This is a genomic window from Corynebacterium sp. MSK004 (assembly GCF_030232515.1).
Taxonomy (GTDB): Bacteria; Actinomycetota; Actinomycetes; order Mycobacteriales; family Mycobacteriaceae; genus Corynebacterium; species Corynebacterium hesseae.
In genome coordinates this window covers 1-13,408 of record NZ_JASPKB010000013.1, presented here as the reverse complement: position 1 = coordinate 13,408, position 13,408 = coordinate 1, and the positions used below count along the sequence as shown (strand labels likewise).

At 61.1% G+C, this 13,408-nt stretch carries 11 protein-coding genes; 5 read left to right on the top strand and 6 right to left on the bottom strand.

Features of this window, described 5'->3' with window-relative positions:
• Positions 1 to 12 precede the first annotated feature (12 nt).
• Positions 13 to 2,097 carry an acyl-CoA dehydrogenase family protein gene (locus tag QP999_RS12815; RefSeq protein ID WP_070524789.1) on the top strand — a complete coding sequence of 695 codons (2,085 nt, stop codon included), beginning with the start codon at positions 13 to 15 and terminating at the stop codon, positions 2,095 to 2,097.
• A 96-nt stretch (positions 2,098 to 2,193) separates the two neighbouring features.
• Positions 2,194 to 2,832: a DUF6891 domain-containing protein gene (locus QP999_RS12810; RefSeq protein ID WP_284848442.1), complete on the top strand. Its 639-nt coding sequence runs from the start codon at positions 2,194 to 2,196 to the stop codon at positions 2,830 to 2,832.
• 44 nt (positions 2,833 to 2,876) lie between these two features.
• On the opposite strand, the gene trhA is transcribed toward QP999_RS12810, so the two are convergent.
• Entirely contained in the window at positions 2,877 to 3,578 is a 702-nt protein-coding gene (trhA, locus tag QP999_RS12805) for a PAQR family membrane homeostasis protein TrhA (protein ID WP_284848449.1), read from the bottom strand.
• 244 nt (positions 3,579 to 3,822) lie between these two features.
• Here trhA and QP999_RS12800 point away from each other — a divergent pair, with 244 nt between their 5' ends.
• Positions 3,823 to 4,890, top strand: coding sequence for an alpha/beta hydrolase (locus tag QP999_RS12800; RefSeq protein ID WP_284848441.1), 1,068 nt, complete (start codon positions 3,823 to 3,825; stop codon positions 4,888 to 4,890).
• Positions 4,891 to 5,079: 189 nt separating this feature from the next.
• Here QP999_RS12800 and QP999_RS12795 read toward each other — a convergent pair whose 3' ends face one another.
• From QP999_RS12795 to purS, 4 genes are all read right to left on the bottom strand, one after another.
• Positions 5,080 to 5,766 carry a DUF3800 domain-containing protein gene (locus tag QP999_RS12795; protein ID WP_284848440.1) on the bottom strand — a complete coding sequence of 229 codons (687 nt, stop codon included), beginning with the start codon at positions 5,764 to 5,766 and terminating at the stop codon, positions 5,080 to 5,082.
• A 128-nt stretch (positions 5,767 to 5,894) separates the two neighbouring features.
• Complete coding sequence (gene purL / locus QP999_RS12790) at positions 5,895 to 8,192, bottom strand: phosphoribosylformylglycinamidine synthase subunit PurL (RefSeq protein ID WP_284848439.1); 2,298 nt, start codon at positions 8,190 to 8,192, stop codon at positions 5,895 to 5,897.
• Positions 8,193 to 8,219: 27 nt separating this feature from the next.
• Positions 8,220 to 8,882: a phosphoribosylformylglycinamidine synthase subunit PurQ gene (purQ, locus tag QP999_RS12785; RefSeq protein WP_070532362.1), complete on the bottom strand. Its 663-nt coding sequence runs from the start codon at positions 8,880 to 8,882 to the stop codon at positions 8,220 to 8,222.
• Positions 8,882 to 9,112, bottom strand: coding sequence for a phosphoribosylformylglycinamidine synthase subunit PurS (gene purS / locus QP999_RS12780; protein WP_070522888.1), 231 nt, complete (start codon positions 9,110 to 9,112; stop codon positions 8,882 to 8,884). The genes purQ and purS overlap by 1 nt, the downstream gene beginning before the upstream one ends.
• Positions 9,113 to 9,342: 230 nt before the next feature.
• Between purS and QP999_RS12775 the strand changes: the two genes are divergently transcribed.
• Positions 9,343 to 12,171, top strand: a complete 2,829-nt coding sequence (locus QP999_RS12775; RefSeq protein ID WP_284848438.1) for an ExeM/NucH family extracellular endonuclease — start codon at positions 9,343 to 9,345, stop codon at positions 12,169 to 12,171.
• Positions 12,172 to 12,580: 409 nt separating this feature from the next.
• Entirely contained in the window at positions 12,581 to 12,997 is a 417-nt protein-coding gene (locus tag QP999_RS12770; RefSeq protein WP_284848437.1) for a hypothetical protein, read from the top strand.
• Positions 12,998 to 13,223: 226 nt separating this feature from the next.
• Here QP999_RS12770 and QP999_RS12765 read toward each other — a convergent pair.
• On the bottom strand, positions 13,224 to 13,408 hold a 185-nt coding region (locus tag QP999_RS12765), incomplete at its 5' end, for a hypothetical protein (protein ID WP_284848436.1).

Sequence of the window (13,408 nt, the reverse complement as noted above, 5' to 3'; positions counted from 1 at the left end):
AAGGACCCCACCATGGCACTCACCAAGTCCTCCTCGGACAAGAAACCCGTCTCCCCAGAGCTCAACAACCAGGCCTCCACCGACGCACCCAAGGCCGAGGCCCGCAGCCCACACCGCCTGCCCACCACCCCCAAGCCTTCCGTCGCCACCGAGCTTGCCGCGCTTCTCGACGGCCCCCACGCCGCCTTCCGCCAGGAGCTGCGCACCTTCCTCAACGATCCTTCGCTCTTCCCGAACCCGGATCTACCCATGGCGGAGCAGCGCCTACACACCTTTGAGAACCTCTCCAAGGTTCGTGACTTCGGCGGATTCAACCACGGCCTGCGCCGCGCCAACGGCGGTGCCGGCAAGCCAAATCTCTCCACCTTCACGCTCGAGGGCTTGGCGTGGGTCGACGGTTCGTTGGCGATTAAGTCCGGTGTGCAGTGGGGCCTGTGGGGTGGAGCGCTGGATCAGCTAGGCACCGAGCGCCACCTCAAGTGGGTTGAGAAGGCCGCCAGCCTGGAGTTGCCGGGCTGTTTCGCCATGACTGAGCGCGGCCATGGTTCCGATGTGCAATCCCTCGAGACCACCGCCACCTTCGACCCAGATACCGATGAGTTCATCATCAACACCCCCTCCGATTCCGCGGTGAAGAACTACATCGGTAACGCCGCCAAGGATGGCCGCGCGGCCGTCGTCTTCACCCAGCTCATCACCCCGGATAGCGACGGCCGCTCCCACGGCGTCCACGCCATCATCGTCCCCATCCGCGATGAAGAAGGCAAGGAGCTGCCAGGCGTTACCTTGGGCGATCATGGCCACAAGGGTGGTTTGGTAGGCGTCGATAATGGCACCCTGCGCTTCGACAACGTCCGCGTGCCGCGCGAAAACCTGCTCAACCGCTTCGCCGATGTGGACGAGAACGGCAAGTACTCCTCCCCCATCGAGTCCAAGAATGCTCGCTTCTTCACCATGCTGGGCACTCTCATCCGCGGCCGCATCGGCGTATCCGGCGCAGCGGGTGCCGCCACCGAGGCATCCCTGGACATTGCGATTCGCTACGCCAACCGCCGCCGCCAGTTCGAAGGCGCCACCGGCGCGGAAAAGCGCCTCATCGAGCACCGCCAGCACCGCCGCCGCCTGCTCATTCCGCTGGCCCGTACGTACGCACTGCACCTGCTCTACAACCAGATTCTGGAGCGCTACCAGGAGCAAAACGATCAGCACGAGGCTGGTACCTGGTCTGTGACGGAACCGACCGAAGAGCAGAAATTCGCCTCTCGCGAGATGGAGTCTCTGGCCGCAGCCATCAAGACTGCACAGACCCAGCACGCTACACGCACCATTCAGGAATGCCGCGAGGCCTGCGGCGGCGCCGGCTATATGTCAGAGAACCGCCTGACCACCTACCGCGCCGATTCCGATGTCTTCGCGACCTTCGAGGGTGATAACACGGTGCTCATTCAGATGGTGGGCAAGAACCTGCTCACCGCTTATGGCCGCGCGATGAATGACATGAGCCCGTGGGACACCGTGAAGTACGCAGCCTCCACCGCCACCGATGTGGTTCGTCGCCGCTACGGTTTCACCACCCGTCTGCAAAGCCTGGTGGACCGCGTGAATCCCTCTGAGGCTTCGCTTTTCGACGCCACCTACCAGGCCAAGCTGATCGACGACCGCGCCCAGTCCATCCTCTTCTCCCTCGTGCGCCGCATCCAGCCGGCCCGCAAGGCCGATAAGGTGCAGGCTGCTGCCATCGTTGACCAGTGCCAGGATCACCTCATCGCCGCCGGCTGGGCTCGTGTGGATACTTTGTTGGTCCAGGCCATGATTGAGGCAGAGGAGCGTCTTGAGGAAGGTTCGCTGGCGCGCCAGGTCTTTGAGCAGCTGCGCCACCTCTTCGTCTTCGACACCTTGGTTCAGCACGCGGGCTGGTACCAGGAGCACAACCTGATCCCGGCTGGCCGCATCAAGGCTGCCCGCGCCGCCATCAACGACCTTGTTGATTCGCTGGCACCGTGGTCCGTCGTTCTCGTGGATGCCTTCGGCGTCCCGCCTGAGGTCCACAACATCCCGATGCTCACCGAGGCTGGTGTGGATCCGCTCCACGTCTAGTCACTCCACGCATCTCGAGGGCACCTCCGCCACCTGGCGGGGTGCCCTCCCTGCTTTTCAGTCACGCGCAGTATCACGCATCTACCGTCCACAGGCATGACCACATCACACGCCATGTTCTCCAGTTCCTTCCCACCTTCCGAAGACATCTTGGTCTCCGGTACCCTCCGCAACGACATCTCGCTTCATCTGTGCCACGGCCATTCACGCCAGGACATTCATAACGACTTCTTCGAACTTCTCGACGATCCCTCTGAATGGGAAAGCACCCGCGAAGAACCGTTTCCTGAAGATTTCGATTCCATCATCGATGAAGTGGCCGCCGAATACGCGCAGAAAGTCACTGAGAAGTCCGCAGACGCACAACGTCTCGACGCCCTCCGTGATGAACTGCAGCAGCGCAACCTAGCTTTCAGCTTCGACGAAGGCTGGGACGCCTCCGACGGCGCTGAATGCGGCGCCGAAAAGGCGGAAGAAGAGGATGCCGCAGGATACGTGTATTGCCACATGCAGGACGTCGACAGGTTGATCCACACCGGAGACCTTTTCTTTGGTTTCGGCACCATGAAAACCGATGACGAGCTCAGCACACCTGTGGCCGTTGGCGAGCAACTCGTCGAAGCGCTACGTGCGGTTGGTTTCAACCCCACGTGGGATGGCACCCCTAACGCACGCGTGCTGTGCCAAGGCCTAGTCGTCGAATTCCCCCTCGCGGAGGACCTCACCAACGCCTAATAGGCGCTTTCCATAGAGCCCATAAAGCTAGCCCCCGCATTCGGCTAGCCCGCGACAACCATCCAGATGGCTACCATGTGCACGACCGCCGCGGCAATCGTCGCGGTGTGAAAGTGTTCGTGGTAGCCATACCAACGTGCGTTGCGCCCCGGCCACTTGAAGCCGTACATCAACGCACCCACTGAATAGACCACGCCACCCGCAAAAAGCAGCCACACGACGGCCGGCCCTGCGGACTGCCACAAGTTCGGCAATAGCGGCAGGATGAGCCATCCCAGCACCAAGTAGACCACCACGTCCAGCCAGCGTGGGTGATTGATCCACACCAGATTCAAGACAACCCCCATGATGGCGCCCACCCACGCCGAGGTCAGCATCCACAACGCCTGCGTTGGCTCCAGCACGATGGCGCACAAGGGCGTGTAGGTCGCCGCGATGAACACCGAAATCGTCGCATGGTCAGCACGCCGCCACCACTGCACCGCGCGCATAGATACCCACGGCCAGCGGTGGTACAACGCCGAGACCGTAAAGAGGCCAACCACGCCGACGCCATAGACCGTCACCGCGAGCCCCTGCCACCACGGCAGCGTCATCCACGCGAAAGTAATCAGAACCGTCGATGCGACCAGGGACGCGATGGCCGCAAAGAAGTGGCCCCAGCCGCGTGTTAGTGGGCGTGGGCCGCGGTCCGCCATCCAATAGGTGCGCTGGATGAGCTGCTCCATTGTGCTGTGATCGCGCATAGAGCCTTCTTCAACCGTTGATTCTTGCGGGGAGGATATCTGGGCACTGGGTGCGTTCATAGTGAGGGGCCTTGCCTTGCCTGAAGTGCGGGTCATGCGCAAAACGCATTCACCCCCAAAACTTACGTACCCGTAAATATACGGCCGCGCGCCACAGCAGACAAGGGTGGAGGGAAAAATTAGCACCAGTTTTTCTGCTTAGAGTTGCCGTTCGATTGCGCTAACGGCGTAAACTACGCGCATTATGCTTTCCTATGTCTCAGGTTCTCGCCGCACCGCGGCTGTCTCACACTCTCGCCGCGCTGCGGCGTTGCTCGCGGCTGCCATGATGGCGCTGGGGACGGCCGCGGCGGCAGGCGTCGGCTCCGCTTCCGCACAGTCCAGCACCCTCGGCGAGGCCTCCTCGCGCGTGACCAACCCGCAGCCCTGGCTGGGTGACAAGCCCTTCATCACCGCAAAGCGCCATATGGGCGGCAACCACTGGGTGGTGGACGTGTGGTCCCCGGCCAATCGCGCGGTAATTGCTAATAACGTTCTGCTCCCCGAGGGCGATAAGCCGCGCCCCTCCTTTTACTTGCTTCCCGGCGTGGAAGGCGGCCAGGCGGGCATGAACTGGATGACCCACTCCGATATTCGCAATTGGGCCGTGGGCAAAAACGTCAACGTCGTTATGCCGCTCGGCGGCGCCTACTCTCTCTACACCGATTGGAATGCCGAGGATCCCATCCTGGGAGTCAACAAGTGGAACACCTACATGACCGCTGAACTGCCCCCGCTAATCGACGCCGAGTTCCACGGCACCGGTCGCGATGCCATCGGCGGCATTTCTTCCACGGGCGGCGCCGCACTTGACATCGCCGGCCACGCCCCACAGCGCTACAAAGCAGCGGCTTCCTACTCCGGTTGTCCGGTGCGCTCCGGCGCGATTGGCTTCCCTACCTCCACCGCGATGATCGCCTATGGCGGCGGATCTTCCTTCAATGCATGGGGCCTGCCGGGCTCCCCACAGTGGTTCGAGCACGACCCCAACGCCAACCCTGGGCGTCTGCGCGACGTCGAGGTCTTCGTGGGCTCGGCCTCCGGCACTCCGGGTCCTATCGATGGCACCAACAACCCCGCTCAGTGGCTCGGACCCTGCGCGGTAGAGACGGTTGCTAACCAGTGCTCAGAGGAATTCACCCGCAACGCCCGCAATGCCGGGGTGCGAGTGAACCGTTACTTCAGCCCCCAGGGCTCGCACACCTTCAACCTCTTCTCCCACCAGATGAAGCTGAGCTGGGATCAGACCATCGCCCGCACCATCGGCGCTTAGTTGGTTGGTTCCTAGGAGGTTGCCGCCTCACGGCGGGCGGGGCCGGCCCCTCGCTCCTGCCTTCGGCATTTCCTAATAGCTCCCTTGCCTCCCCACACGATGAAGGTCTAAACTCAAGGCGAAAGGTTCCGCCCCACTGAAAGAGCCCCTGAAGGCTTTCCGGCTTACGCCGGTAGGTGGGGCGGTCGCTTATTTTCGGACCGGACCACTCCAGTAATAGGTCTTTCCCGCCGAAAACATATTGAATTGATCCCAATTGTGCCGCTGCGAAAGTGCTTGAACGTACTGTCCCTTGCCTCGTTCCATTTTCTGAAACCAGGACCAAGAAAAGTAGTCAGCAATCTGACCGTTCAAATCCTGTTTTACTGGATGAAAGAGCACACGGAACTTTAGCTGTAGACCTTTCAACAGAGGCTTTATCCTCTTTTCAAATGCCGATCTTTCCTTGCCAGTAAGAACCGAGTCGAAAATTAAAATTACGTCGCTTACCTCTGAGTCTCCCCACACCGCATTAATCCACTTCCCCATTGCACCTGCAAAGAGCCCTAAAAGCTGCGGTGGAGACTGGTAAGTCGGATGCGTCATTCGCTTATCCACCCAGATCGTGTGGACACGGCACCGATCAAGCTCATTAATTCGGTCTATTACCCGCTTTCGCGTTCCCTTCGAATTTTCTGTTGCATGAAACTCAAGGTCTTTACTCCCCGCTGCCATAAGTTCATACTTCAGCGCTTGCAGTCCTATCGCAGTGCCTGCTGGATCGAAAGTGCAAAATGCTGTGATTAAGAAGTGCGTGGAGGCTTTTGCACCAAACTGCATATCCCCCGACTCATCGAGAAAAACATACAAAGTTCTTTTTCTCTTCACGTCTTCCATCTCTGTTCCCCAGCCCCCGTACGCAGCTATTGCTAACAGTCTACAACGCTGACTGGAGCAATTAGACAGTGCGGGCAGGGCCTCGCCTTGGCGAGAACCCTGCCCGGTTGCAGTGTTGTATGTGTGGTCTACTCCACGACGGAGTTGGCGCCCACCGCGTGGCCGAAGAGGTCCGGCAGGGTTGCTGCCCATGCCTCGCGCAGATCAGAAACGGCGATGGACTCGCCGCCGAGCTCCAGCTCACCGTTGTCGGTGGTCTGGCCCACGACGACGGCCGGAACGCCGCACTCCTCGGCGCGCTGCAGCAGCATGTCGACGCGGTCAGCGGTCGTTGCTACCAGCACGCGGGAGGCGGACTCGGAGAAGGCTGCCACGAAGGCATCCTCGTGAACCTTGGACAGGTCCAGGCTCAGGCCTACGCCGCTGCGCTTAGCCATCTCGAATGCGGTGACAGCAAGGCCGCCCTCAGAGAGGTCGTGAGCTGCAGTTAAGCCCTCGTTACCCACGAAGAAGTCCGCGAGGCGCTGCTCGTTGGCCAGGTCCACCTGCGGCGGCAGACCATTCAAACCATTCTCCGAGTCATTTCCTTGCTCACGAGCGCTGACCTGCTGCCAGATGGAACCGCCGAACTCATCCTTGGTCTCACCCAGGAGCACGAGAACCTCCGGCTCCTCCACGAGACCGAGCTCGTTGCCGATGGACTTGTGGACGTCGTCGATAACGCCCAGGACGCCCACGACGGGCGTCGGCAAGATCGGCTCCTCGCCGGTCTGGTTGTAGAAGGAGACGTTGCCGCCGGACACGGGGATGCCGAGTTCCACGGCACCGTCAGCAAGCCCATGCACGGACTCGCGGAACTGCCACATCACGTCCGGGTTTTCCGGGGAGCCATAGTTGAGGCAGTTGGTGATGGCGACCGGGCGGGCGCCGGTGACGGCGACGTTGCGGTAGGCCTCCGCCAGAGCCAGGCGTGCGCCCATGTTCGGGTCCAGCTTGGTGTAGCGGCCAGACGCGTCAGCCGACACCGCGATACCACGGCCGGTCTCCTCATCAATGCGCAGAACACCAGCGTTCGCGTGGTGGGACTGCACGGTGTTGCCGCGCACGTAGCGGTCATACTGCTCAGTGATGAAATCACGTGAACACAGTGCCGGGGAGGCCACGAGCTTCTTGAGCGCCACAGTGATGTCCTGCTTCTCGACGCCCTCGAATTCCTGCAGCGCATCCTGCCACTCCGGGCGCGCGTAGGGGCGGTCATACACCGGCCCCTCGTTGGCGATGGTGTGTGCCGGGGCATCGACGACGACCTCGCCCTGGTGGCGAATGATGAGGTGCTTGCCGGTGGTGACCTCACCGATCTCGGCACAGGTGACGTCCCAGTGCGCGCAGATCTCCTTGAACTTCTCCACGTTCTCCGGGGTCACCACGGCGCACATGCGCTCCTGGGATTCGGAAGCGAGGATCTCTGCGGCGGTCATGTTCTTCGCACGCAGCGGGACGTTGTCCAGGTTGATCTCCATGCCGCCGTCGCCGGACGCAGCCAGCTCGGAGGTGGCACAGGCCAGGCCCGCACCGCCCAGATCCTGGATGCCCACCACGATGCCGGACTTGTACAGCTCCAGGCAGCACTCGATGAGAACCTTCTCCGCGAACGGGTCACCCACCTGGACAGCCGGCAGCTTGCGCTCCGCGCCATCCTCGAAGGTGTCAGACGCCAGCACGGACACGCCACCGATGCCGTCGAGGCCGGTGCGCGAGCCAAAGAGCATCACCTTGTTTCCGGTACCAGAAGCGAAGGCCAGCTTGAGGTCCTCGACCTTCAGCGTGCCCACGCACAGCGCGTTCACCAGCGGGTTGCCGGCATAAGATTCATCAAAAATGGTTTCGCCGCCAATGTTGGGCAAGCCCAAGCAGTTGCCGTAGTGCGAAATGCCGTCGACAACACCCGGCAGAACGCGCTTGGTGTCGGGCGCATCCGCCGGGCCGAAGCGCAGCTGATCCATCACGGCAATCGGGCGCGCGCCCATGGCCATGATGTCGCGGACGATGCCGCCCACGCCCGTCGCGGCGCCCTGGTGCGGCTCCACGTAGGAGGGGTGGTTGTGACTTTCCACGCGGAAGGTCACGGCGTTGCCGTCTCCGATGTCCACCACGCCGGCGTTCTCACCGATGCCGGCGAGGATCTTGGAGCCCATCTCTTCCGTCATGGTCTCGCCAAAGTAGCGCAGGTGCGCCTTGGAGGACTTATAAGAACAGTGCTCCGACCACATCACCGAGTACATGGTCAGCTCGGCATCGGTCGGGCGGCGACCCAGGATCTCGCGGATGTGCGCGTATTCGTCATCCTTCAGGCCCAATTCGCGGTAGGGCTGGTCCAGTTCAGGCTGCGCGGATGCCTGCTCGACGGTGTCGTTGTGTACGGTCATTGTTTCTCCTTTAACCGTCGGCGCGGGTTAAGCGACGACCTTGAGGGCGGACACAAACAAACCCAGACCGTCGGTGGACGGGCCGGTGAGAAGATCGATGGCATGCTCCGGGTGCGGCATCAACCCCACCACGTTGCCGGCCTCGTTGGTGATGCCGGCAATGCCATTGATGGAGCCGTTGAAGTTATCGGTATAGCGGAAGACCACGCGGCCCTCGCCCTCCAAGCGCTCCACGGTCTCCGCATCCGCCTGGAAACGGCCTTCGCCGTGCTTCGCCGGGATGAGGATGCGCTGCCCCTGCGCAAACTCGCTGGTCCAGGAGGTCTGTGCGTTCTCCACCTCGAGGTAGGTATCCACGCAGTGGAAATGCAGGCCCTGGTTGCGGGTCAGGGCGCCGGGCAGCAGGCCAGCCTCCGTCAGAATCTGGAAGCCGTTGCAGATGCCGAGCACCGGCATGCCCTTGTTAGCGGCATCGACGACCGCGCGCATCACCGGGGCGAGCGCCGAAATCGCGCCGGAGCGCAGGTAGTCACCGTAGGAAAAACCGCCGGGAACCACGACGGCATCGACGCCGCGCAGGTCCTCGTCCGCATGCCACAGGGACACGACTTCGGCGCCGGCGGTGCGGGCGGCGCGGGCCGCGTCGACGTCGTCAAGCGTGCCGGGGAAGGTAATAACGCCGATCTTCATTACTGGATGACCTCGTAGTCCTCGATCACGGTGTTGGCCAGCAGGGTGGAAGCAACCTTCTCCAGCTCCTCGGTGCTGACCGAATCATCGACTTCAATTTCAAAGCGCTTGCCCTGGCGCACGTCGCTGACACCAGCAACCCCCAGGCGGCCCAGCGCGCGAACAACGGCCTGACCTTGCGGGTCCAAGATCTCGGCCTTGGGCATGACATTGACAACTACACGAGCCATGAAAATTTTTGCCTTACTGTGCGTGAGTATAGGTGCCCCGCCAGTCTATCCCGCCGGCAAGAAAGATTCGGAATCTTTGGGGGTGATGAATTCAAACCAAACGGCTGAAGAATTCTTGGGGAATCCCACCTTAACCCCCAGCTCACCTAGTGCGCTCCGGTATCACTCGGTGCGAAACCCGGGTAGAACGAGATGCATTGTCCTGTTCTCACCTATCCAAGGAACCTCTCATGCATCTCACACGCATTGGCTCACTCGCCATCGCTGCTCTTGTCTCTACCTGCATCGTCGCACCTCAGGCCGGTGCGGCGGCGGACGGCTCCAACGCCGTTATCTCTGAGGTCTACGGTGGCGGCGGCAACAAGGGGGCGGCGTTTACTAATGATTTCATCGAGCTTTATAACCCCACCTCCGCTGACCTCGACCTCACTGGCTGGTCCGTGGAGTACCTATCCGCTTCTGGCAACTCTGGCGGAAAGCACGAGCTATCCGGCTCCCTCCCGGCTGGGGGCTACTTCCTCATCCAGGAAGGTGGCGGCGACACCGGGGAGCCGCTTCCTTCCCCTGATGCAGAGGGGAACCTGAACCTGTCCGGCTCCAAGGGCTCGGTGAAGCTTTACGACGCCTCCGGGGCCGAGGTGGACATCGTGGGGTACGGGGAGGCGTCGATAAGCGAGGGCTCCCCCGCCCAGGCACTGGACAACTCCACCTCCGCGCAGCGCGACGCCGAGGGCTCCGACACCGACGACAATGCCGCAGACTTCAGCGCTGCAGCGCCGACGCCGAAGTCTGCCGGCGGCGCGGCCCCGCAACCGGACCCAACCCCGGCTGAGCCGGGTTCCACCGTCACCATCCCGGAGATTCAGGGAACCGGCGCGGAGTCCCCGCTCAAGGGCCAGAACGTCACCACCCAAGGTGTGGTTACCGCGGTGTGGCAGGGTGAGAAGTCCCTCAACGGCTTCACCATCCAGACCCCGGGCACGGGCCAGACCGCGCCGACCGAGGCCTCCGAGGCCGTCTTCGTCTACACCGGTGGCACCGGCTTCTACCCGGCCATCGGGGATTCCGTCGAGGTCACCGGCACCGTTGATGAGTACTTTGGGCAGACCCAGATTGCCCTGAGCGCCGGCTCCACGCTTGACGACGCCCTCCCCGCCGTCACCCCACTTGCAATCGACGCCCTGCCGGAAGGTGATGAGGAGCGCGAGAAGCTCGAGTCCATGCTGCTCAAGCCTGGCGTGCACACCGTGACCGACAATTACGGTCTCAACCGCTACGGCGAGCTGGGCTTGGCTCCAGGCACCGAGGCTCTGCGTCAGCCCACCGACATCGTCTCCCCGGGCACCCAAGAACAAAAGGACATGGAGGCTGCTAACGCGGCGAAGTACGTCATTTTGGACGACGGCTCCACGCGCGACTTCTCCCGTGATGGCGCCTCGACGAAGCTGCCCTACATCATGCAGAACGGCTCGGAGGTCAAGACCATCCGCACCACCAACCAGGTGGAGTTCGCGGACTCCGGCGTCATCCTGGGCTACGGTCACGAGCAGTGGCGCTTCCAACCCACCGCGATGATTACCGGTGACTCTGCCGCCGCGGACCTGCCGATTACGTGGGACCCGGCCCGTCCGGAGGCCCCGCAGGTGGACGGCGATTACACCGTGGCGGCGTTTAACGTGCTCAACTTCTTCATCAACTTGGGCGAGGACAACGGCGCGAAGGCGTATAAGGACCGTTTTGGCAACGGCGTGGGCTCCGATAGCGGGACCTTCCGCGGTGCGTGGTCCGAGTCCGCGTTCAATGACCAGAAGGGCAAGATCCTCACCGCGCTGGAGGGCCTTGATGCCGATGTCATTGGCCTGTCTGAGATCGAGAACGCCGCGAATACCGTGGGGGGCTCCTACGATGACGCCGTGAAGTACCTCGTGGGTGAGCTCAACTCCCGCGCGGGTTCTGAGAAATGGGACTACGTCAAGGCCCCGGCGAACGCGTCAGCCGATACGGACGTCATCCGCACCGCGATCATCTACAAGAAGGACCGCGTTAAGCCGGTGGGTGAGGCCACCTTGCTTGAGGACGCCCGCTTCAAGGGCACCGCCCGCACCCCGCTCGCCGCGGAGTTCCAGCCTGTTTCCGATAGGTGCGCTGTTGAAGGTCCCGATTCCTTCGTGGTGGTGACCAACCATTTCAAATCCAAGGGATCGGTAGCGAACGGTGATGCCGATACCGGCGACGGCCAAGGCGACAACCCCAACGTGCGCAACGCCCACGCCCAGGCCGTCCTCGACGGGCTGGCCAAGCAACCGCAGTGGCAGAAGAAGGCCACCTTTGTCATGGGTGATTTGAACACCTACTCCAAGGAAGATGCCATCTCCGTCTTCCGCAACGCCGGCTACACCATCCCGGTGGAAGAGCTCAACGCGCAAGAGGACTGGCAGAACGTGGCCTCCTACCAGTTCTCCGGCCGCCTCGGCTCACTGGACCACATCCTGGCCAACGAGCACGTAGATGCTCAGGCCGCGCAGACCTGGAACATCAACTCCGATGAGCCCATCGCCATGGAATACTCCCGCCGCAACTACACCGGCGGCGATGTCTTTGAGGCCGATAACCCCTACCGCTCCTCCGACCACGACCCGGTCAAGGTGGGCTTTAACCTTGCGACGGTGAAGCGCACCGATAACCAGCTCAAGGACTGCACCACGACCGACGAGCCGGACCCGTCTGAGGAGCCGGCTCCGTCGGAGGAGCCGGATCAGACCGACGATGACGACAAGGTTGACACCAAGCCAACTCACAGCTCCGGTTCTTCTGCCGGCGAGCACTGCCTGCCGACTGCCCTCGGCCTCACCATCCCCGCAGCCCTCGCCATTCCGGTTGCCTTCCTTGGGTTTGCCAACACGCAGTTCAACATCCCGGGCTTCGAGCCTGTCCGGAAGCAGATTGAGTCGATGACCCGCAACATCCCGCGCGAAGCTCAGTACGCCGTCGGTGGCCTCGGCCTGCTGGCTGCGCTTGGCATCATCGGCGCGGCCTGCGCCCCAACCGAATCTGAATAGAGACCAGCCGGACCCGATGAAACAAGAGGCCACCCCTCCCCTTTTTTTGGGGGGAGCACAAGGCAACATCAAACCGCCTGACGGTTGCAGGCTCCTTTTCGATGCCTCATAATTCACTACAAGGTGAAAGGGACTTACCCCAGCTCACCCCACAAATCATCTCTCTCCTGCAAAGGACACTCATGAAGTTCTCTCTTCGGAATCCTTCATCCAGGAACCCAAACTCGACTTTGCTATAGCTTAGACACCACAGGCGGACAAAGCGGTTCTCCGGTCTATGCCACAGACAACGCTGCCATCGGCATTCACACGCATGGCATCAGCGATCTCGGCTGCCCTGAAAACAGTGCCCTACGTATAAGCCCAAGCATGCTAAATACCTTCAATGACATTAAGGAGATCCAAAACAATGCAACCACAGATCCCGGTTCCAGCTCAGGTTCAAGCTCTCATTAATAACCCCAGTAACCTTCTCGGACTCATTGGTACCGTTCTGGGCATTATTTCCCTAGTTGTTGCAATCAGTGTCGGCCAAGGCCTCCCCAACGATGGGCAGTCCAAGCCTAATGCAGGAGAATCAACGATTCGCGTTGTAACCTCCAGTGGTAACCCGGCAGGCGAATGTAAGCTTCTTGGCCTTTCGCAGGAAAAGGTACACACGACTAATGCCAAAGGCGTGTACTTCTACGCGTTGGAACCTGGTTCGCATACCATCAACGCATCTTGTTCAGGGCTTTCCAGTCTTTCCTCCGCGCGAGCGCTCGAGGGTAGTCAGGAAGTAACCGTGAATGACGAGCCGGTAATGGTAAAGACTGTTGTTAAGTAGATTGGCCCTAACTTTCTTGGTTCTAAAGAGCTAAGAGAAACACGCACGTGCCCCCAGGGAAACCTCCCGGGGGCACACGCTTTTCAATGAACCACACCTAATTCGAGAGGGAACCGTACTTTCGTACGCGCCCGTATGAGAAGCTGGCGCATTTAATGACAGCAGCAAAACATCATTTTCAAACAAATGAACGCTTTTAAACCTCTGCCCCAAGAGCGCCAAACGCTTATCTGCATGTGTTTACACGGGCAGTTGGCTGTAAACCTGTAAAGACCCCATCACCTTCAATGCACATCGCGATGATCTGTTTGAAGTTAGCCACAAGAACTAGCTTTGTGATGTCTAGCGACTTTTTGGACACGGAGTCCAGGATGTTTTTGGACGGGATGTCTAGTGGCTTTTTGGACGTTT

Coding starts and splice junctions, on each gene's coding strand:
- QP999_RS12815 (WP_070524789.1), top strand. CDS start 13: ATGGCACTCACCAAGTCCTCCTCGGACAAGAAACCCGTCTCCCCAGAG.
- QP999_RS12810 (WP_284848442.1), top strand. CDS start 2,194: ATGACCACATCACACGCCATGTTCTCCAGTTCCTTCCCACCTTCCGAA.
- trhA (WP_284848449.1), bottom strand. CDS start 3,578: ATGCGCGATCACAGCACAATGGAGCAGCTCATCCAGCGCACCTATTGG.
- QP999_RS12800 (WP_284848441.1), top strand. CDS start 3,823: ATGCTTTCCTATGTCTCAGGTTCTCGCCGCACCGCGGCTGTCTCACAC.
- QP999_RS12795 (WP_284848440.1), bottom strand. CDS start 5,766: ATGGAAGACGTGAAGAGAAAAAGAACTTTGTATGTTTTTCTCGATGAG.
- purL (WP_284848439.1), bottom strand. CDS start 8,192: ATGACCGTACACAACGACACCGTCGAGCAGGCATCCGCGCAGCCTGAA.
- purQ (WP_070532362.1), bottom strand. CDS start 8,882: ATGAAGATCGGCGTTATTACCTTCCCCGGCACGCTTGACGACGTCGAC.
- purS (WP_070522888.1), bottom strand. CDS start 9,112: ATGGCTCGTGTAGTTGTCAATGTCATGCCCAAGGCCGAGATCTTGGAC.
- QP999_RS12775 (WP_284848438.1), top strand. CDS start 9,343: ATGCATCTCACACGCATTGGCTCACTCGCCATCGCTGCTCTTGTCTCT.
- QP999_RS12770 (WP_284848437.1), top strand. CDS start 12,581: ATGCAACCACAGATCCCGGTTCCAGCTCAGGTTCAAGCTCTCATTAAT.